The sequence below is a fragment of the Ruegeria sp. BHSA123 genome (genome assembly GCF_059613425.1).
Genome location: NZ_JBXWSL010000013.1, coordinates 1 through 18731 on the forward strand (window position 1 = coordinate 1; position 18731 = coordinate 18731).

Below are 18731 nucleotides of genomic sequence, written 5' to 3' on the forward strand. Positions count from 1 at the left end.
CTGGCGGGCCATCCGCGTGTGTTAGAGACGATCAAGGCGCATGTGGAAGAGGTCAACAAATCGGTAGCGGCTGATGAAATGCTGTCCGGTTGCCAGGTGCATCGCTTTGTGGTGCTGCACAAGGAACTGGATGCTGATGATGGTGAGATGACCCGCACCCGGAAAGTTCGGCGCGGGTTTGTCGAAGAGAAGTTCCACGACATCATTGCGGCGCTTTACGACGGGTCCGAAAGCGTCTCGACCACGACCGAAGTGACCTATGAGGATGGGCGCAAGGGATCGATTAGCGCGACGCTGAAAATCGTGGACGCGCCGGTTGTACCGGTTGCGCAGCACAAGGTGGCAGCGGAATGAGGGCCGCCACAGCACCGCGCGACCTGCGGCCATCGCCCTGTCCGCCATCCCGTTTTTGCGCAAGTCAGGGAGTGACTGATGCTGGATAACGCCGAAGGATATGTCACCGAAGACGGTCGCAAGATCGGTGGCGTGGTGATGGAGATGAAGAACATCACTCTGCGCTTTGGCGGCGTCGTGGCGATCAAGGATATCTCGTTCGATATTCGCGAGGGTGAGATTCGCGCCATCATCGGGCCGAACGGGGCCGGAAAATCATCGATGCTGAACGTCATCTCGGGGTTCTATGTCCCGCAGGAGGGCGAGGTCTGGTTCCACGGATCAAAACGCCCAGCGATGCGGCCCTTTGAGGTGGCGCAGCAGGGGATCGCGCGGACGTTCCAGAACATCGCCCTGTTCGAGGGGATGAGCGTTTTGGACAACGTCATGACAGGGCGTTTGAATTTCATGCAGACCAACATCCTCCAGCAGGCCTGGTGGAAGGGAAAGGCCGAGGCGGAAGAGGTTGAAAACCGTGAGGCGGTCGAGAAGATTATCGATTTCCTTGAAATCCAGCACATCCGAAAAACGCCCGTGTCGCGCCTTCCATACGGGTTGAAAAAGCGGGTGGAACTTGCGCGTGCTCTGGCGGCAGAACCAAAGCTCTTGCTGCTGGATGAACCGATGGCGGGCATGAACGTTGAAGAGAAAGAGGACATGAGCCGCTTTATCCTCGACGTGAATGACGAATTCGGCACCACCATCGCCCTGATCGAACACGATATGGGCGTGGTGATGGACCTGAGCGACCGCGTGGTCGTGATGGATTACGGCAAGAAGATTGGTGACGGCACGCCCGACGAGGTGCGCAACAATCAGGAAGTCATCGACGCCTATCTGGGAGTCAGCCATGACTGAGACCAAAGCAGATATCCGGGGAGGCACATATGCCTGAGCAGTTAATCTTTGCCACGGAGGTCATCCTTAACGGTCTGATGGCCGGGGTGCTTTATGCGCTGGTCGCGCTGGGCTTTGTGCTGATCTACAAGGCGTCGGGAATTTTCAATTACGCGCAAGGGGTTATGGCCCTGTTTGCGGCGATGACACTGGTCGGGATCATGAACGGGCAAGTGCCTTTCGCGCATTTGATCAACGCGACCTTCGGCACACATGTCTATAACTTCGGCTGGACCATCCCCGCCCTGTTGGCGATCATCCTGACAATGGGCGTGATGGTTCTGTTGGCCTGGTGTGTGCAGCGCTTTGTCATGCGGCATCTGGTTGGGCAGGAGCCGATCATCCTGTTCATGGCCACGATCGGTCTGGCCTATTTCCTTGAAGGCGTGGCCGACCTGATGTGGGGATCCGAGATCAAGACGCTGGATGTGGGTCTGCCCCAGGGCATCAACCTGTGGATCGACGAGGTCACCTTTAACATCTTCGGCTATGGTTTCTTCATCGACAACCTCGACATCGTGGCAACCGTGATCGCGGCGCTTCTGGTGGCGGCGCTGGTGGCCTTTAGCCAGTACACAAAGCAGGGGCGGGCCATGCGCGCTGTGGCGGATGACCATCAGGCGGCACTTTCGGTCGGGATCTCGCTCAACTTTATCTGGGTCATGGTTTGGTCGGTGGCCGGGTTCGTGGCGCTGGTCGCGGGGATCATGTGGGGCACCAAATCGGGCGTGCAGTTCTCGCTGTCGCTGATCGCGCTCAAGGCGCTGCCGGTGTTGATGCTGGGCGGGTTCACCTCGATCCCCGGTGCCATCGTCGGCGGTCTGATCATCGGTGTGGGCGAGAAGCTGTTCGAATTCTCGATTGGCCCGCTGGTCGGCGGCGCGACCGAGAACTGGTTCGCCTATGTGCTGGCGTTGATCTTTCTGGTGTTCCGACCACAGGGTCTCTTCGGTGAAAAAATTATCGAGAGAGTATAGATGGATAACCTGAACCCCCTTTTCAAAGCCCTGCCGATTGCCTTGCTGATTTATGGGCTGACCCGTTCGCTGGTTGAGTGCTTTGAGATCAACCTGGCGGGTTCAAGTATTGCAATGACAGGCGATACGGAATGGCAGATGAGGATGCTTGTTTACGCAGGATATTTGCGGGCGATGGATTCATTGTTCTTCTACGCAGCTTTGGCCGGAGTGGTTCATTGGCTGAACGTTAGAACCAGAGGTGCCCCGGCATGACCAAGGTGATCGCCATCATCAACGTAATCGCATGGGCGGGGTTCTGGGCCTTTGGCTACATCGCGCTGACCTCGAATGACCTGACAGACAGCCAGTTGACGATTGCCGCGATCCTGGCCTTTGCCGGGCTGATCATGGGCGTTCTGGCCTACCTGAAACTCGTGCGCGCCTCTGAGGCGAGCGGATATGCCAAAGGGTCCAGCCAGCTGGACGCCGCGACCCGTAACCGGGCGCAGGAAGAATGGGGAAAGTAACAGATGTTCTATCGTGAGGCCGGAGATTTCAAAACCTCCTACGTGGATGACAGCCAGACTTTCCCGATCAAGTTCGACCGGTACCGGTACTATGTCGTTCTGGCGGTGGCGTTTGGGATCATTCCGTTCATCATCAACGACTATTGGGCAAACGCCCTGCTGCTGCCCTTTCTGATCTATGCCATCGCGGCGATCGGATTGAACATACTTGTGGGCTATTGCGGGCAGGTCAGCCTTGGTACAGGCGGTTTCATGGCGGTGGGTGCTTATGCCTGCTACAAGTTGATGACCGCATTTCCAGACGTCAGCATGTTCATTCATGTCCTGCTGGCTGGTGGCATTACCGCGATTGTAGGCGTTTTGTTTGGCCTGCCTTCCCTGCGGATCAAGGGGTTCTATCTGGCGGTGGCCACGCTTGCGGCACAGTTCTTTCTGGTCTGGCTCTTCAACCGGGTGCCGTGGTTCTACAACTACTCGGCCTCGGGCCAGATCAACGCACCGGAACGTGACGTGTTCGGCATTATCATCTCGGGCCCGAACGCCCCGGCCTGGGCGACATACCTGTTCTGCCTGATCTTCCTGACCTTCAGCGCCATCATTGCGCGCAACCTGACCCGTGGCACGACCGGGCGGACATGGATGGCGATCCGCGACATGGATATCGCCGCCGAAATCATCGGGGTGAACCCGCTGAAAGCCAAGATCAGCGCTTTCGCTGTCAGCTCGTTCTTTGTGGGCATCGCCGGGGCGTTGTTCTTTGCCGTCTATCTTGGCGCGGTCGAGGTGGGCGAAGCATTCGGCATCCAGAAGTCGTTTCTGGTGCTGTTTATGGTGATTATCGGTGGATTAGGCTCGATTTTCGGGTCTTTTGCCGGGGCGGCATTCCTGGTGCTGCTGCCGGTTCTGCTCAAACTGGTTGGCGTCGATCTTCTGGGTTGGCCGACCGATATCGTTGCCCATCTTCAGCTCGTGATCGTGGGCGCGCTGATCATCATGTTCCTGATCCTCGAGCCCCACGGTCTGGCCCAGTTGTGGCGCGTGGCGAAAGAGAAACTCAGACTCTGGCCGTTCCCGCACTGAGGGCTGGCCCAATCATAAAGACGGGTGATCAAGCCCGAACTCAATATCGGATCAATCAAGGGAGGAGACACCCGATGAACAAGAAACTGGCAACTGTGGCGCTGAGCGCCCTGATGGCGGCAGGACCTGCGATGGCGGATCTTGTGTTCCCGTCGCTCAGCTATCGAACCGGGCCCTATGCGGCCGGTGGTATTCCGTTCGCGGACGGTTACGCCGACTATTTCACGCTTCTGAACGAGCGGGACGGTGGCATTGGCGGTGTACCTGCAAACGTGATCGAATGTGAAACCGGGTATAACACCGAAAAAGGCGTGGAATGTTATGAGTCCACCAAAGGTGAAGGCGCACTGGTGTATCAGCCGCTGTCGACCGGAATCACCTATCAGCTGATCCCCAAAGTAACCGCCGACGGCATTCCGTTGCACACAATGGGGTATGGCCGGACCTCGGCTGCGAATGGCAAAGTGTTCAGCCATGTGTTCAACTATCCGGCCAACTACTGGAACGGTGCGTCCGGTGCGATCAACTATCTGTTGGATGAAAATGGCGGTGACCTGAGCGGCAAGAAGATTGCGCTGGTCTATCACAACTCGGCCTATGGCAAGGAACCGATCCGGACGCTGGAAACTCTGGCTGAAAAGCATGGGTATGAGCTGTCCTTGCTGCCGGTTGATCACCCGGGCCAGGAGCAGAAGTCGCAATGGCTGCAAATTCGCCGCGAAAAGCCTGACTATGTCATCATGTGGGGCTGGGGCGTCATGAACCAGGTTGCGGTTCAGGAAGCGGCCAACATCCGTTTCCCGATGGAAAACTTCATCGGTGTCTGGTGGTCGGGCGCGGAATTCGACGTTCAGCCTGCTGGGGAAAAAGCGACCGGTTACAAGGCGCTGACCTTTACTGGCCTTGGCATGGACTATCCTGTCTATGACGACCTGAAAAAGTACGTCGTTGACTCGGGCAAGGCTGCAGGTGCCGGCGATCAGCTGGGTACAGTTCAGTACAACCGTGGTCTTTATGCCGCCATGCTGGCAGCCGAGGCTGTGAAAACGGCGCAGGCGATGCACGGAACCGCTGATATCGACGCATCGATGATGCGCGATGGCATGGAAGCATTGGAAATGACCAACGCCAAGATGGAAGCTCTTGGCATGTCCGGGTTCGGCCCTGAATTCTCGGTCTCCTGCGAGAACCACGGCGGCCCAGGCCTTGTCGGTGTTGTTCAGTGGGATGCGGCGACTGGCGCCTGGAACCCGGTACAGGACTTCAAACCGACAGATGCCGAAGTTATCGGCGCGTTGATCGATGAAGATTCCGGTGCCTACGCAACCGAAAACAGCATCTCGCCACGTTGCGAGTAAGGCATGTTGCGCCACGGATGTGATCCGGGGCGTTCAGACAACCGGAGCGGCGGGTCGCCTGCCGCTCCTCACGAACAGCCCCGGAACGGGCAGGCATGAGGAAACGCGCTGATGCTGGATGCGGCACAAACCACTGACGTGCAGGCGGAAACCCTGCTTGAGGTCAATAATATCGAGGTGATCTACAACCACGTGATCCTCGTGTTGAAAGGCGTCAGCCTGAACGTTCCAAAGGGCGGCATCACAGCACTGCTGGGCGGCAATGGCGCGGGCAAGACAACCACGCTCAAGGCCGTTTCGAACCTGCTGCATTCCGAACGCGGAGAAGTCACCAAAGGTTCGATCAAGTATCGCGGCCAGAACGTGCATGAAAGCGATCCGGCCGATCTGGTTGAAAAGGGTGTCATTCAGGTGATGGAGGGCCGCCACTGTTTCGAGCACTTGACCGTCGAGGAAAACTTGCTGACCGGCGCATATACTCGAAAAGACGGGGCTGCTGCGGTCCAGCGGGATCTTGAGATGGTTTACGCATATTTTCCCCGGCTCAAGGAACGCCGCCGGTCGCAGGCAGGCTATACATCGGGTGGGGAACAGCAGATGGTTGCCATGGGGCGGGCGTTGATGTCGCGGCCCGAGACGATTTTGCTGGACGAACCCTCAATGGGGCTTGCTCCGCAGCTGGTCGAAGAGATTTTCAGTATCGTGAAGGACCTCAACGAAAAAGAGGGCGTGTCCTTTCTGCTGGCAGAGCAGAACACCAACGTCGCCCTGCGCTTTGCACATTATGGTTACATTCTTGAATCCGGGCGTGTCGTGATGGATGGCCCGGCAGCCGACCTGCGCGAAAACCCGGATGTGAAAGAGTTCTACCTGGGTATGTCCGATGAGGGCCGCAAAAGCTTTCGCGATGTGCGGTCCTATCGTCGTCGCAAAAGGTGGCTGTGAGCGGATGGAGGATATGGCGATGACCTATTTCGACGCACTCGAAACACGCTCGACAGACGAACGCGCCTCGGATCAGGCCAGGGCACTAGTGGAGCAGATTAAACGCGCGATGTCAGCCCCTGGATTTGCGTCGCATTTGTCAGAATCAGACACTAATAATGTAATGTCAGCAGATGATTTGCCAACATTGCCCGTTCTGCGGAAATCGGATCTGACCCGAGCACAAGCCAAACGCCCCCCGTTTGGCGGATTTACGGTAAAACCGGCGCGGCATTTCCATCATGTGTTCCAGTCACCCGGACCGATCTATGAGCCGGGCAGCACTGATCACGACTGGTGGCGCATGGGCCGTTTCCTGAATGCTGCGGGTGTTGGCGCAGGGGACATCGTCCAGAACTGTTTTGGGTATCACCTGACCCCGGCCGGTATGATTTTTGAAAACGGCGCACGCGCTGTTGGCGCGGCTGTTCTGCCCGCAGGAACCGGACAAACCGAGTTGCAGGTGACTGCCGCCCGCGACGTTGGCTGTACGGCCTATGCAGGCACGCCGGATTACCTGAAAGTCATTCTGGACAAAGCCGACGAGATGGGCGTTTCACTGCATTTCTCGAAAGCCGCCGTTGGCGGAGGCGCTTTGTTCCCGTCTTTGCGACAGGAATATTCCGATCGGGGTATCTCGTGCCTGCAATGTTACGCGACAGCGGATCTGGGCAATATTGCTTATGAAAGCGCCGCGATCGACGGGATGATCATCGACGAGCACGTGATTGTCGAGATTGTTACACCGGGAACCGGAACTCCGGTGGCGCCGGGTGAGGTGGGTGAGGTCGTGGTAACCTCACTCAACCCCGATTACCCGCTGATCCGCTTTGCGACGGGCGACCTGTCCGCCGTGATGCCGGGAATTTCTCCTTGCGGTCGCACGAACACCCGGATCAAGGGTTGGATGGGGCGTGCAGATCAGACAACCAAGATCAAAGGTATGTTCGTGCGTCCGGAACAGGTTGCCGCTTTGGTCGACAAGCATGAAGAGATCGTCAAGGCTCGAGTCATTGCCACCCGTCAGGGCGAGATGGATTCGATGACTGTCCAGATCGAAAGCACAGGCGGGGATGATACGGCATATGCTAGATCGGTGGCCGAAGTGCTGAAACTGAAAGGCGCAATCGAAGTCGTCGCTCCCGGCTCGCTGCCCAAAGACGGGCTGGTGATTGAGGATCAGCGCGTCTACGAATAGCAGTGAAAATCAGGTCTGCGGCAGTTTGTGTCGCAGATTTGTTGACCGACGCACTGGTGTTTCCGAGCATTTTGGTCGATTAAAGGCAGACCCTAAGCCTTTGCCAATCAAAAGCCGGGATGATGGCCCAGATCGACTATTCAGAAAACGGATCACGCAATCGCGGTGTACGCGGCACACGGCTGTTGGCCGCTGTCGCCTATCTTGTGGCTGCCGCGTGCCTGCTGCCCATGGTGGCCGTGGTCTTGGCAGCGGTGACCGGCGGAACAGATACGATCTCGCACCTGATGGACACGGTGTTGCCCGGCTATACCGTGACGACCCTGATCCTTGTGGTTCTGGTTGCGTCGGGTACGTTCAGTATCGGCACGGGCGCTGCCTGGTTGGTGACGATGACCCGCTTTCCCGGTGTCAGGATCCTTGAGATCGCGCTGGTCTTGCCGTTGGCCTTTCCGGCGTATGTGCTCGCCTATGCGTACACCTTTATTCTGGATCATCCGGGTATTGTTCAAAGCACCCTGCGAGATGTAACGGGCTGGGGGCCGCGCGACTACTGGTTCCCTGAAATCCGCTCGACCGGGGGCGCGGCGGTGATGCTGATTCTGGTGCTTTACCCCTATGTCTACCTGCTGGCACGGGCTGCGTTCCTGCAACAAAGTGCTACGGCGTTTCTGGCGGCGCGGGCGCTGGGCAACAACCCATGGCTGGCGTTTCGGCGCGTCTCGCTGCCGATGGCGCGCCCGGCAATCGCCGGTGGCGTGCTTCTGGCCATCATGGAAACCATCGCCGATTTCGGAACCGTGTCGTATTTCGGTGTGCAGACCTTTGCGACCGGGATCTACACCAGCTGGTTTTCCATGGCCGACCGAGCGGCGGCGGCGCAGCTGGCGTGGTGCCTGCTTGTCTTTGCACTGATCATGGCTGTGGCCGAGCGCACCCAACGCGGTAAGGCAAAATACTATCAGGCAGGAAAGAAACATGCTGCCCAACCGGCGGAAGATCTGACCGGTCTTCGCGCCGTCGCGGCATTCTTGTTATGTACGATACCCGTTATCTTCGGGTTTCTGCTGCCCGTTATCATACTGGTCGAGATGGGTTTGGAATCGGAACAGAACCTGCTGTCGCGGCGCTATATCGGTTTCATCCAGAACTCGCTGACCCTTGCCGGCACGGCCGCGGTCGTCACTGTCTTTGCGGCGATCTGTGTCGGGTTCTTTCAACGTCTGAGACCCGGGCGCGCGTCGTCTGCGACGGCCTACATGGCGCGGCTGGGATATGCCGTGCCCGGTGGCGTCATCGCAGTCGGCTTGATTGTACCTTTCGCCAGCTTTGACAACGCGCTGGATGCCTGGATGCGGCAGACCTTCGATGTATCGACTGGGTTGTTGGTTACAGGCTCGATTTGGTTGCTGGTTGCCGCTTACATGGTGCGATTCCTTGCTGCCGCGCTCAGCGCATATGAAGGGGGGCAAAGCACGGTTCATGCCAATATGGATGCCGCGGCCCGGTCGTTGGGGCAAACACCGCTGGGAACATTGCGGCGCGTTCACCTGCCCATTCTGACACCGTCGCTGCTGACTGCGCTGTTGATCGTCTTTGTGGACGTAATGAAGGAATTGCCTGCCACCCTGATCATGCGCCCGTTCAACTTCGACACACTGGCCGTACAGGCATACAGGCTTGCCTCGGATGAGAGGCTTGAGGGTGCCGCCGTGCCCTCACTGGTCATTCTGGCAGTCGGCCTGCTGCCGGTAATCCTGATCTGCCGTCAGGTTGGTCGGCGGTAACACTTGTGTTGTAAATGCCGGACAACCGCGCATCAGGCTTGATTCAAACATAATTTCCGGCAAGGCTGGCGGTATGAACATGCAGCCTCCCAACCGGTTTTCGGCAAGCGCAGCGCAGATGCCCGTGGCCTTTGACCGGCACGAGATGTCGCAAATCCTGTCCGTTTATGGACGGATGGTCGCCGCCGGAGAGTGGCGGGACTATGGTATCTCAAACCTGCGCGACATGGCGGTGTTCTCGATCTTCCGGCGCACTGCTGAGCACCCGATCTACCGCGTCGAAAAGCACCCGCGCCTGAAATCCCGGCAGGGGATGTACTCTGTCATCGGTATGGATGGCCGCATCCTGAAACGCGGCCACGATCTGCGAGCCGTCCTGCGGGTGCTGGAACGCAAGCTCATCCGGGCCGTAAACCCGGATTAGAGCCTTTTTCGCGCTGTAACAGGCCCGTCGCCCTGATCCTGAATGCGCTGGATCGCCCGGTCCATCGGCTCGTACACAACCGCCATATGGCTGGCGTTCGCATGCAAAATCATGTTGTCGCCCGAAACCCAGGCCACGTGACCTTTCCAGAACAGCAAATCCCCGCGCTGCGCAGGTGTTCCAGCTGACAGGGCAGCGCCCAAGGCTTGTTCCTGATCGCCGCTATCGCCGGGGCAGGGAATACCGCAGGCCAGCAACGCGGCCTGAACAAGCCCTGAACAATCGATGCCGAACCGGCTGTTGCCGCCCCACAGATAGGGCGTACCCAGGAACAACTCGGCCACGGCAACCGGATCGTGCGGTTTTTCTGCAATAGGGGCCATGTGAACCTTTGGGACAAAACCCAATTCGGTCTGCACAAACCGATCCGTTTCGGCAGTCGCGTGGATTTTACTTCCGAAACTCAGAGACACGAGATCGCGGCTTTTGATATCAGGGGTCAAGTATGCATGTGTTGCGGGCGCATTGATCCAATGCGTTGCAGGTATTTCCTCGGACAGGTGGTCTGTTTCCAGCCAACCAGCATATCCGTCTTTTTCTGCGACGATCCTGCTCCACCCGCCGTGGTTTTCTTTGACGTGAACCGTGTCCCCCAGCAGCAATTGACGATCACGCGGCCCGTCAGGAGCACGCAACAGGTCGACGACCGGTTTGGATACGCGGCGCTTGGTCATAATCCCAATACCTCCGGTAAGGCCGACAGCACCGCGCGTGATCCCTGACCCAGACCGCCTTTTGTGCGGCCGGGTTCATTGCTGGGTTGCCATGCGTAAATGTCAAAATGGATATAGCGGCTAGACCCTACGAACCGGCGCAGAAACAGCGCGGCGGTGATAGACCCGGCAAACCCGCCCGAGGGGGCATTGTCCAGATCGGCAATGCCGGGTTCGATCATCGCCTCGTAGGGTGTGTGAAACGGCATTCTCCAGACCGGATCGGCAGAAGTTTTGGCCGCTTGTGCCAAGGCCAGCGCGCAGCTTTCGTCGTCGGTGTAGAACGGTGCCAGATCAGGGCCCACGGCCACGCGCGCCGCACCGGTCAGCGTCGCCATCGAGATCACCAGATCGGGATTCCCTTCATCCGCCAAAGTCAGCGCATCAGCCAGAACCAGACGCCCTTCGGCATCGGTGTTGTTGATTTCAACGGTCAGGCCCTTGCGTGACGTCAGGATATCACCGGGGCGAAAGGCATTGCCTGAGACTGCGTTTTCAACGGCCGGGATCAGAATCCGCAGTTGCAGGGGAAGGTCCAGCGCCATGATCATCCGGGCCAGTCCCAGCACATTGGCCGCGCCGCCCATGTCTTTTTTCATCAGGCCCATGGAAGCGCCCGGTTTCAAATTCAGCCCGCCGGTGTCGAAACATACACCTTTGCCCACTAGTGTCAGTCTGGGGCCACTGGTGCCCCAGTTCAACTCGATCAGCCGGGGGGCCTGCGCCGCGGCCCGTCCTACTGTGTGAATCATGGGAAAATTCTGATCCAGCAGCGCATGGCCGGTGATCACCTTGCAAGACGCGCCGAACTCATTCGCCAGAACCTCGACCGCTTGCTGCAACTGATCCGGTCCCATGTCCGAAGTGGGCGTGTTGACCAGATCGCGCGTCAGAGCCTCGGCATTTGCCATGGCCTCGATACGGGCGGCGTTGATGCCATCAGGTGCAATCAATGCCGCTGACCCTCCGGTCTGGGACGCGTATCGATCGAAGACATAGCCAGTCATCAGCCAGCCAAGACACTCCATCTCCAAAAGATCCGCAGGAATGCCCGAAGCAATGCCGTAAGTGCCTTCCGGCAGCGCCATGGCCGCTGCGGCAAGGGGGAACCGTTTGCGCGCACGTTTTTCTTCGGTTCCGTAACCAGCCAGCGCGAATTCAATTGCGCCGTTCGTTGCCGGCACAAGCAGGGACTGCCCCAGAGCGCCGGAAAACCCGTTTGCTGCGACCCAGGACTGCACGCGCTCAGGCTGATCCAGAAGCCAGCCGTCCAAATCCGGCTGCGCGATCACATGAAGCGGTACGGAAGGGTCAGAGGATGGGGCGAAGGACAGAGTCATGGGCGCCTCGGCAGATTGTTTCTGTGCACAGACTAGCCGCGCATAATCTGCCCGCAACCCCTGTCAGACGGAAAGGTTCTGTTGGTCCCAGACGGCTGTCAACGACCGCTCACCAACGCGGATCAGACGTCCCAGCGTCGCGCCCGCTGCTACCGCGTCACCGGCATCGACGGCCTGCGCTACGTCACCTGCAACCCTGGCCAGAACCGTCATCCCGACCTGTTCGGAAATCGCGACCAGCGACCTTGCGCATTTGCGCAGGTCGGCCCACTTGCGCTGACGCCAAAAGCGTTCGCAGTTCGACAGGCGCACTGCCAGTTCTTCGATGGTGCGGCACAGCACATCCAGCGCGTTCTTGTCGCCCAGTTGACGGTAAAGGCCACTTAATTGATCCGAATCCAGACGGACGGATTCCTTGTGTTCAAGCGTGATTATTTTTTCCACCACATTCACCCTAATTCTGACGCCCCCACAGCGCAGGTTTGATACTGGTGGCAAATTCCTTTGCAAAACCTTGCAGAGAAATCGGATAATTGCTCGAATTTTCCTAGAATTCGGTTTAGAGGATCGATCAGCGACAAGAACGGGGACACCGTAATGGAATTTGCCAAACCTTTGCCGAGCTATCTGGTCACGCGGTATCACGGCTGGAAAGCGACCACGTATTCGGAAAACCAGGTCTGGTTCAAGCGGCTGGCAGATGAAGGGCAGCGGCCCCGGGCGATGGTGATCTCCTGCTGCGACAGCCGGGTCCATGTGACTTCGATGTTCGGTGCGGATCAGGGCGATTTCTTTATCCACCGCAATATCGCCAATCTGGTGCCTCCCTATGCGCCGGACGGCGATCATCACGGTACCAGCGCAGCAATCGAGTATGCCGTCACTTCTCTCAAGGTTGCGCATCTGATGGTTCTTGGCCATTCGCAATGCGGTGGCGTTCAGGGCTGTATCGACATGTGCAAGGGTCAGGCGCCGCAACTGGATGCAAAAGAAAGCTTTGTCGGCCGCTGGATGGACATTCTGAAACCAAAATTCGAACTTGTCGCTGATATCGAAGACAGCCTCGAACAAGCCCGACAGCTGGAACGCCAATCGGTTGTCGCGTCGCTTGAAAACCTGATGACGTTCCCGTTTATCTCGTCAGCGGTCGAACAGGGCACTCTGAGCCTGCACGGGTTGTGGACCGATATCGGCGCTGGCGGGTTAGAGAGTTACGATCCCATACAGAAGAAATTCGTTCCGGTCTGACGACAGTTCATAGTGAATAAATGATGAGGAATACGGCTCTGATTCAGAGCCGTTATTTCGTATACTCCATTCATGACGTTTGAATTTGGAGCTTGCTATGAAGATGCTTAAGCAATTTCTCGCAGGGTTGTGCCTCCTTGTTTTACTGTTCATCGCAGTCTCTTACGTGTTGCCCGGCAAGGCGGAAGTGTCCCGCAGCATCACCATCGACGCCCCGGCCGCAGTAATCTTTCCGTTTGTGAATTCCATGCAAGCAACTGAGAAATGGTCCCCCTGGCTGTCACGCGATCCGGAGACGAAACTAAGCTACAGTGGCCCCGATGAAGGTGTCGGCAACAAGTTGAACTGGAGCTCTGATCACGCACAGGTTGGCAGCGGTACGCAGGAAATCGTCGAAAGCGTGGAAAATCAACTGGTCAAAACAGATCTGGACTTTGGGCAGATGGGCACGGCCTCGGCTTCGTTCACACTGAAACCCGATGGTGACGCAACCAACGTGACTTGGGGGTTCGAATCCGATCTGGGGCTCAATCCCATGTCCCGCTGGATGGGGTTGATGATGGATAAATGGGTTGGCGGCGATTACGAGCGCGGGTTGAATAATCTGAAAGTTCTGATCGAAAACAACACCTAGACCCTTCTTGGGATCGCAACATGCGTTCTGGTACGCCCACTAAAGCGGCGGGGACCTCGCGGATCAATCCAATCGGAACCGCGCGAATTTGCCGAAATGGTCGGACCCCATGAACGGGCGCAGTTCGACTGTTCCGGTTGTTCCTTTTGGGAACAAAAGGTTGTCGATCGGCAAGGGTAGGTGCCAGCTGCCAAGACTATGCGTATTCAGGACGGCTCCAAAACTCTGGTTTTCGGCTGCCGCTGCGATCCGCCGGACGCTTGCACCCCAGGGAACCATGTTGAAATCTCCGGCAATCAGAACCGGGCCATCCAATTTTGCGATGCGTTCTGCAATAATCCGGCTTTGGGTCGATTGGTCGTAAGGAAAAGGCCAGTTCAGGTGGATCGATACGATCCAGACCAAAGACCCATCCGGGGCTTCGACTTGTAATCCGACAAGACCATGGCCTTTCAGGCAGAACCCGGAACCTTCGACAATCGGCAAAGTTGTCAGGATGGCAACGTTTTGTTCGGGACGAAACTCACAGATCACCTTTTCGGGGTAATGCTCGAACAGGTTGCTCATGTATTCGCGGTTGTGACTTGAGACTTCCTGCAACGTCACGATCTGAGCATCGGATGCAATGATGTCGTCGGCCAGCGAATACCGCGGCCATGCCCGGCTCATGAGGTTCTTTTGATATAGCGTCAGACACGGGCCGTCGCAGGCCTTGGGCGGGGCAGCGAAACTGGTTGCGATTGATCCGACAGCAACAGCGGCAAAGGCCAGGGTCACCAATGCAAGGTATCTGGCGCGCATATACAGCAGGATCGCCGCACACGGCAAAAGCAAAACGCCGGCTTGCGGGCGGAAAAGCGCAAAGGAATCTCCCACCGCCAGGAATTGCCCAGAAAAGCCGATGAGGATAAGCCCAACCAGAATGCCTGTACATCCTATGATCAGGTATCTTCCAATTCTGCGTTTGGTCGATTTTCCCATGCTCTGCCTCTGATGCTCTGTGCAGGGCACCACCTGTTGTCTGTTCTGGCCCATCCGTCGCGTTCAGGTCCGTGTTTAGCTGGCAAGCAAGCCTGAATTTGTCAACAGGTCGGCAATTTGGATTGCCGTCAGCGCTCTGCCGAAGCTTGGGGTCCGGTCGGTGCCTTGATGGGTGCGGCTGATGAAATAGACGGCAAAAGCCGAGCGTCTTTGGAAACTACCTCAGGTCCATCCCCTCAGGCCAATTCAATTCAAGGTTCAAGGTGATGTTTGCCTTTTGATCGGGGGCAATATCCATCTCCCAAGCCAGAATTCCGCGTTGGTTGTCCACATTCTCTTCATTCGGGCGTGGATTGGCGTTCCACGTGATTTCCAGATCGTCCTGCTCGGAATATGGAACCCGGTCCAAGAGGCGCGTTGGCCAGGTTTGGTCCGTCAGGTTTTCAATGCTGATTTCAGCCTGTTCGATCCGTTGATTGGCCCGCGAAATAATCCCGGTGTCACCGCTGCTGCGGTTCAGGATCTGTCGGGAAAGTGTCAGACCATGGATTGAGCCAAACCCCATCTCGATTTCTTCCCGAGGGCCAATTTCCTGCGAGTCTCCGGCAGCAACCAGAACATCATCTACAAACCACCGTGCGGCAGCAGACTCCAGAAGCCTCTGATCCATTGGGTTGGTGAACCGAGCGGTCCGATACGCCGTGTCATCGCGCCAGGGCACGCCAAGCGCAAAAACCTCGGCAGATTGGGTGATTGCGTCCAATGCGACCTCGGTAATCTCATAACCAGTGGAAACCGAGATGAGATTTGGCAAAGTGTAAGTGATGCCGGTGCCTTCTACTGACGAGGTCAATATCGTGCCAATGGATGTCTCTTCCACCACAACAGGTGCCTCGACAACCGCTTCTGCCAATTTCCCGAAATTTCCCTGTTCTGGTTGCGGTGGCGGTGTTTCGCGTATCCAATGTCGAAATGAAGGCAGCCACGATGCAGCGTTCTGTCCAGTTGGGGCAATGGTCGACACATGCATCGTAACATCGCGCCAGTTTTCACCGGTGTCCTGCGCGATCAGGAGGTTGCGGTCGATCCGAACTGTGGGCGCGTCGCCGGTTGCCAAATGAAACTCGTATCCCGGCGACCATTCTGCGGCATAGGAGTCGATGTACGACACGGTCAAAGCACCTTTTGTTGCTGTTTCGGCGGTCACGTCGATGGCAACGAATACATGGTCATCAGCTTCGGGGATCAGTGCTGCCAGATCAGCTTGAGCAATCAACAAATCTTCTTCCAGCTGTTCCAGTTGCCGTTCGACACCTCGGGCTTCGATTTCCGCCGATTGGGCTTCTTGCTCGGCGCGCAGAGATTCCTCGGCGATCATGCGGGTGATCTCACGCAGCGTGTTTGGGTCGGAAGGCAGACCTTCATTCTGTCCCAATTGACTAAGAAACAATAAGGATTGGCGTGCAGCCTCGGCGCGAAGACGGGTGGCTTTCGCCTTGTCAGTGACAGCAGTGATCTGATCTTCTATTGCTTCGATCCGGTCCTCGGCCTGCATTACAGCTTCGCTTTTGCGGTCCTGTACCGGAAGGTTTTCAAAGCGCCGGAGCAACGCGGTTTGTGTCAGGCCTTCGGTCAGAATCCGAATTGAAAACAACTGATTTTCGTCACGTGCGGGAATGCCCTGCAAGATCAGACGATGGTTGCCAGCAGGAATTTCGTAGACCCCTGTGCGGATTATGTCGGCTCCTCTGGGGTAAACCGTGACCTCACTGACTTTGGTGTCGATCAAAAATGTTTCAGCATGCAGGACGGTGGGCGCAAGGGCCAGAAGGTAAATCAGGGGTCTCATAATCACTCGCGGAAATCAGGTGTTATATGCCCGCAAAGGTTGCAGCCCGGATGGACGACTGCAAGCACAAAAAAGGGCCGCCTGCAAAGGGCGACCCTTGGGGGTTTTCAGCTTCGCGAGCCCTCAGCCCTTTTTCAGGACTTCCCGGCCCAGCAGTTCGGCGATCTGAACCGCGTTCAGGGCGGCACCCTTGCGCAGGTTGTCGCTGACGCACCACAGGTTCAGACCGTTTTCGATGGTCGAATCCTGGCGGATGCGGCTGATGAATGTGGCAAAGTCGCCTGCGCACTCGATGGGCGAGACGTAGCCACCGGCTTCGCGCTTGTCGATCACCATGATGCCCGGCGCTTCGCGCAGGATATCGCGGGCTTCGTCTTCGTCCAGAAATTCCTCGAACTCGATATTCACGGCCTCGGAATGGCCGACGAAGACCGGAACGCGGACGCAGGTTGCGGTGACCTTGATCGACGGATCGACGATCTTCTTGGTCTCGACAACCATCTTCCACTCTTCCTTGGTCGAGCCGTCTTCCATGAAGACGTCGATCTGCGGAATGACGTTGAAGGCGATCTGTTTCTGGAACTTCTTCGGAGCGACTTCGGTGGTTGGGTTGTAGACGGCCTTGGTCTGATCCCAAAGCTCATCCATACCTTCCTTGCCGGCACCCGAAACCGACTGATAGGTCGACACAACAACGCGCTTGATCTTGGCGCGGTCATGCAGCGGCTTCAGCGCGACAACCATCTGCGCGGTCGAGCAGTTGGGGTTGGCGATTATGTTCTTGTTTTTGTAGTCGTGGATCGCCTGCGGGTTACATTCCGGCACGATCAGCGGAATCTCCGGGTCATAGCGATAGAGCGACGAGTTATCAATCACCACGCAACCCGCTGCCGCCGCTTTTGGAGCGTAGACTTTGGTCGCCTCGGAACCCACGGCAAACAGCGCCATGTCCCAGCCGGTGAAATCGAACGTGTCCAGATCTTTGGTCGTAAGGGTCTTGTCGCCAAAGCTTACTTCGGTACCCAGCGAGCGACGGCTTGCCAGGGCGGCAAGTTCATCAACCGGGAACTGGCGTTCAGCCAGAATGTTCAGCATTTCGCGGCCCACATTACCCGTGGCGCCGACGACTACGACGCGATAGCCCATTTCATGTCTCCAAAGTTAAGGACGCGCGTTCATAGCCGCGTTGCGGCGAAGAAAAAAGGTCTATCAGCGGGGTTTTCAACGACTGATGCCGAATTCAAACGGTTCAATCGTTCAAAAGTCGTTCATAAAGCGCAACCAGCGTCTTTGCCTCGCCCTGAATGTCAAAATTCTGCTCGACATGGGCGCGGGATGCCTGGCCCGCTTGTGACAGGGAATCATTGCTTTTCAGCATTAGGGCAATCGCCTCGACCAAGGCAGGAACATCATCGGGGGTCACCACCTTGCCAAAGGATGGATCAGTAATGATTTCGGAAAACGCGCCGACATCTGTGGCCACGACCGGAACACCGCAGGCCATTGCTTCGAGAGGGGTCAAACCAAATCCCTCCCACCTTTGTGGCGCAACAAACAGGTCCAGGACCTGATACCATTCAGCAATCTGATCTACGGTCACCTCGGGCTTGAAAAGGATGCGATCAGACAAGCCAGCTTTGGCGACTTTAGTCTTCAGTTCGGCCAGAAAAGCGGTGTGTTTCTCGGTTGCCCGGCCCATGACGATGCCTGACACCGTGTCGAACCGTCCGCACACGTCAATCATGGCGTCGACAAAGGCATCCGTGCCTTTTTGGTGTCGGATACGGCCATAACACCCCAACAGTACCCCATCCGGCAGCCCCAGTCGGGCACGGACAGTGGCCTTGTCTGAAGGTGGAACAAAGTCCTGGAGGTTAATGCCATGCATTACCACCTGTGAGTCTCGCTCAAGATACCCTGCGGTTTTGCGCGAGGTTGCAACGACAGCATCCATCTTGCCGATCAGCCATTTGGTATAGCCTGTGTGCGGCCTTTGGGACGCGCTTGTGAACAGCATTTTGAGTTTCAACCGGAACACATTGCGCAGGATGAGCCCCAGCAACATCTCGGTGTTGCGGCGTGCGTGCCAGACCCGCCTTTTACGACGCGACAGGAAAGGCAGTCGACCCAGCGGGATGTGCGGAGTGTCGGCGGGCAGACCCGGACCAGTGGCGGCGATATCGATCCATTGCGCTTGCAGCGGAACCAGCCTTGCTATGGTCGCCGTTACGCCCGAAAGTCTGCGTTTCAGATTTGGGGCTATGACAACGGGGTCGTTCAACGGACTCTCCTGATGGCT

Annotated in this window: 19 protein-coding genes and 1 pseudogene; 13 read left to right on the top strand and 7 right to left on the bottom strand. The window is 57.2% G+C overall.

The annotated features are described in order from the left end of the window. From AC2FNC_RS09290 to AC2FNC_RS09340, 11 genes and pseudogenes are all read left to right on the top strand, one after another. Positions 1-354, top strand: a pseudogene (locus tag AC2FNC_RS09290) (long-chain fatty acid--CoA ligase); the annotation flags it as partial. 78 nt (positions 355-432) lie between these two features. After that, on the top strand, positions 433-1251 hold the full coding sequence (locus AC2FNC_RS09295; protein WP_480474340.1) for an ABC transporter ATP-binding protein: 819 nt from the start codon (positions 433-435) through the stop codon (positions 1249-1251). Between the two features lie 29 nt (positions 1252-1280). Next, entirely contained in the window at positions 1281-2267 is a 987-nt protein-coding gene (locus AC2FNC_RS09300; protein ID WP_480474339.1) for a branched-chain amino acid ABC transporter permease, read from the top strand. Next, entirely contained in the window at positions 2268-2522 is a 255-nt protein-coding gene (locus AC2FNC_RS09305; protein ID WP_480474338.1) for a hypothetical protein, read from the top strand. It abuts the gene before it with no gap. Beyond that, positions 2519-2776: a hypothetical protein gene (locus AC2FNC_RS09310; protein ID WP_480474337.1), complete on the top strand. Its 258-nt coding sequence runs from the start codon at positions 2519-2521 to the stop codon at positions 2774-2776. Before AC2FNC_RS09305 ends, AC2FNC_RS09310 begins: the two co-directional genes overlap by 4 nt. A gap of 3 nt (positions 2777-2779) precedes the next feature. Then, positions 2780-3856, top strand: a complete 1077-nt coding sequence (locus tag AC2FNC_RS09315) for a branched-chain amino acid ABC transporter permease (RefSeq protein WP_480482437.1) — start codon at positions 2780-2782, stop codon at positions 3854-3856. A gap of 74 nt (positions 3857-3930) precedes the next feature. Continuing rightward, on the top strand, positions 3931-5214 hold the full coding sequence (locus tag AC2FNC_RS09320) for an ABC transporter substrate-binding protein (RefSeq protein WP_480474335.1): 1284 nt from the start codon (positions 3931-3933) through the stop codon (positions 5212-5214). A 111-nt stretch (positions 5215-5325) separates the two neighbouring features. Further along, a complete protein-coding gene (locus tag AC2FNC_RS09325) occupies positions 5326-6159 on the top strand; it encodes an ABC transporter ATP-binding protein (protein ID WP_480474334.1) in 834 nt (277 codons plus the stop codon). A 19-nt stretch (positions 6160-6178) separates the two neighbouring features. Then, positions 6179-7396: a phenylacetate--CoA ligase family protein gene (locus AC2FNC_RS09330; protein ID WP_496715179.1), complete on the top strand. Its 1218-nt coding sequence runs from the start codon at positions 6179-6181 to the stop codon at positions 7394-7396. A 122-nt stretch (positions 7397-7518) separates the two neighbouring features. Beyond that, entirely contained in the window at positions 7519-9183 is a 1665-nt protein-coding gene (locus AC2FNC_RS09335) for an ABC transporter permease (protein ID WP_480554339.1), read from the top strand. 73 nt (positions 9184-9256) lie between these two features. Then, positions 9257-9607, top strand: a complete 351-nt coding sequence (locus tag AC2FNC_RS09340; RefSeq protein WP_480474332.1) for a DUF2794 domain-containing protein — start codon at positions 9257-9259, stop codon at positions 9605-9607. Here the strand turns inward: AC2FNC_RS09340 and AC2FNC_RS09345 are convergent. The 3 genes from AC2FNC_RS09345 to AC2FNC_RS09355 all read right to left on the bottom strand — a co-directional run bounded on the left by AC2FNC_RS09345 (position 9604) and on the right by AC2FNC_RS09355 (position 12173). After that, positions 9604-10341 carry a C40 family peptidase gene (locus AC2FNC_RS09345; RefSeq protein ID WP_480624819.1) on the bottom strand — a complete coding sequence of 246 codons (738 nt, stop codon included), beginning with the start codon at positions 10339-10341 and terminating at the stop codon, positions 9604-9606. The genes AC2FNC_RS09340 and AC2FNC_RS09345 overlap by 4 nt on opposite strands. After that, positions 10338-11720: a leucyl aminopeptidase family protein gene (locus tag AC2FNC_RS09350; protein ID WP_496715140.1), complete on the bottom strand. Its 1383-nt coding sequence runs from the start codon at positions 11718-11720 to the stop codon at positions 10338-10340. The genes AC2FNC_RS09345 and AC2FNC_RS09350 overlap by 4 nt, the downstream gene beginning before the upstream one ends. Positions 11721-11783: 63 nt before the next feature. Beyond that, the gene (locus AC2FNC_RS09355) at positions 11784-12173 is read right to left on the bottom strand and encodes a hypothetical protein (RefSeq protein WP_480554433.1); all 390 of its coding nucleotides are present in this window, start codon (positions 12171-12173) and stop codon (positions 11784-11786) included. A 144-nt stretch (positions 12174-12317) separates the two neighbouring features. On the opposite strand from AC2FNC_RS09355, the gene AC2FNC_RS09360 reads away from it, so the two are divergent. Further along, a complete protein-coding gene (locus tag AC2FNC_RS09360) occupies positions 12318-12968 on the top strand; it encodes a carbonic anhydrase (RefSeq protein WP_480474329.1) in 651 nt (216 codons plus the stop codon). A 97-nt stretch (positions 12969-13065) separates the two neighbouring features. Beyond that, positions 13066-13602 (top strand): SRPBCC family protein, encoded by a 537-nt coding sequence (locus tag AC2FNC_RS09365; RefSeq protein ID WP_480518150.1) that lies wholly within the window; start codon positions 13066-13068, stop codon positions 13600-13602. A 63-nt stretch (positions 13603-13665) separates the two neighbouring features. On the opposite strand, the gene AC2FNC_RS09370 is transcribed toward AC2FNC_RS09365, so the two are convergent. The 4 genes from AC2FNC_RS09370 to AC2FNC_RS09385 all read right to left on the bottom strand — a co-directional run bounded on the left by AC2FNC_RS09370 (position 13666) and on the right by AC2FNC_RS09385 (position 18713). Beyond that, positions 13666-14583, bottom strand: coding sequence for an endonuclease/exonuclease/phosphatase family protein (locus tag AC2FNC_RS09370; protein WP_496715141.1), 918 nt, complete (start codon positions 14581-14583; stop codon positions 13666-13668). A gap of 217 nt (positions 14584-14800) precedes the next feature. Continuing rightward, a complete protein-coding gene (locus AC2FNC_RS09375; protein ID WP_496715142.1) occupies positions 14801-16432 on the bottom strand; it encodes a DUF4139 domain-containing protein in 1632 nt (543 codons plus the stop codon). Between the two features lie 123 nt (positions 16433-16555). Continuing rightward, entirely contained in the window at positions 16556-17578 is a 1023-nt protein-coding gene (locus AC2FNC_RS09380) for an aspartate-semialdehyde dehydrogenase (RefSeq protein WP_480474325.1), read from the bottom strand. A gap of 103 nt (positions 17579-17681) precedes the next feature. Then, entirely contained in the window at positions 17682-18713 is a 1032-nt protein-coding gene (locus AC2FNC_RS09385) for a glycosyltransferase family 4 protein (RefSeq protein WP_496715143.1), read from the bottom strand. Between the last annotated feature and the right edge of the window lie 18 nt (positions 18714-18731).

Excerpts from the sequence above, each read along its gene's own strand:
- AC2FNC_RS09375 (WP_496715142.1), bottom strand. The coding sequence starts at position 16,432 with ATGAGACCCCTGATTTACCTTCTGGCCCTTGCGCCCACCGTCCTGCAT.
- AC2FNC_RS09305 (WP_480474338.1), top strand. The coding sequence starts at position 2,268 with ATGGATAACCTGAACCCCCTTTTCAAAGCCCTGCCGATTGCCTTGCTG.
- AC2FNC_RS09345 (WP_480624819.1), bottom strand. The coding sequence starts at position 10,341 with ATGACCAAGCGCCGCGTATCCAAACCGGTCGTCGACCTGTTGCGTGCT.
- AC2FNC_RS09350 (WP_496715140.1), bottom strand. The coding sequence starts at position 11,720 with ATGACTCTGTCCTTCGCCCCATCCTCTGACCCTTCCGTACCGCTTCAT.
- AC2FNC_RS09365 (WP_480518150.1), top strand. The coding sequence starts at position 13,066 with ATGAAGATGCTTAAGCAATTTCTCGCAGGGTTGTGCCTCCTTGTTTTA.
- AC2FNC_RS09300 (WP_480474339.1), top strand. The coding sequence starts at position 1,281 with ATGCCTGAGCAGTTAATCTTTGCCACGGAGGTCATCCTTAACGGTCTG.
- AC2FNC_RS09380 (WP_480474325.1), bottom strand. The coding sequence starts at position 17,578 with ATGGGCTATCGCGTCGTAGTCGTCGGCGCCACGGGTAATGTGGGCCGC.
- AC2FNC_RS09335 (WP_480554339.1), top strand. The coding sequence starts at position 7,519 with ATGGCCCAGATCGACTATTCAGAAAACGGATCACGCAATCGCGGTGTA.
- AC2FNC_RS09330 (WP_496715179.1), top strand. The coding sequence starts at position 6,179 with ATGACCTATTTCGACGCACTCGAAACACGCTCGACAGACGAACGCGCC.
- AC2FNC_RS09295 (WP_480474340.1), top strand. The coding sequence starts at position 433 with ATGCTGGATAACGCCGAAGGATATGTCACCGAAGACGGTCGCAAGATC.
- AC2FNC_RS09360 (WP_480474329.1), top strand. The coding sequence starts at position 12,318 with ATGGAATTTGCCAAACCTTTGCCGAGCTATCTGGTCACGCGGTATCAC.
- AC2FNC_RS09310 (WP_480474337.1), top strand. The coding sequence starts at position 2,519 with ATGACCAAGGTGATCGCCATCATCAACGTAATCGCATGGGCGGGGTTC.
- AC2FNC_RS09320 (WP_480474335.1), top strand. The coding sequence starts at position 3,931 with ATGAACAAGAAACTGGCAACTGTGGCGCTGAGCGCCCTGATGGCGGCA.
- AC2FNC_RS09315 (WP_480482437.1), top strand. The coding sequence starts at position 2,780 with ATGTTCTATCGTGAGGCCGGAGATTTCAAAACCTCCTACGTGGATGAC.
- AC2FNC_RS09370 (WP_496715141.1), bottom strand. The coding sequence starts at position 14,583 with ATGGGAAAATCGACCAAACGCAGAATTGGAAGATACCTGATCATAGGA.
- AC2FNC_RS09340 (WP_480474332.1), top strand. The coding sequence starts at position 9,257 with ATGAACATGCAGCCTCCCAACCGGTTTTCGGCAAGCGCAGCGCAGATG.
- AC2FNC_RS09325 (WP_480474334.1), top strand. The coding sequence starts at position 5,326 with ATGCTGGATGCGGCACAAACCACTGACGTGCAGGCGGAAACCCTGCTT.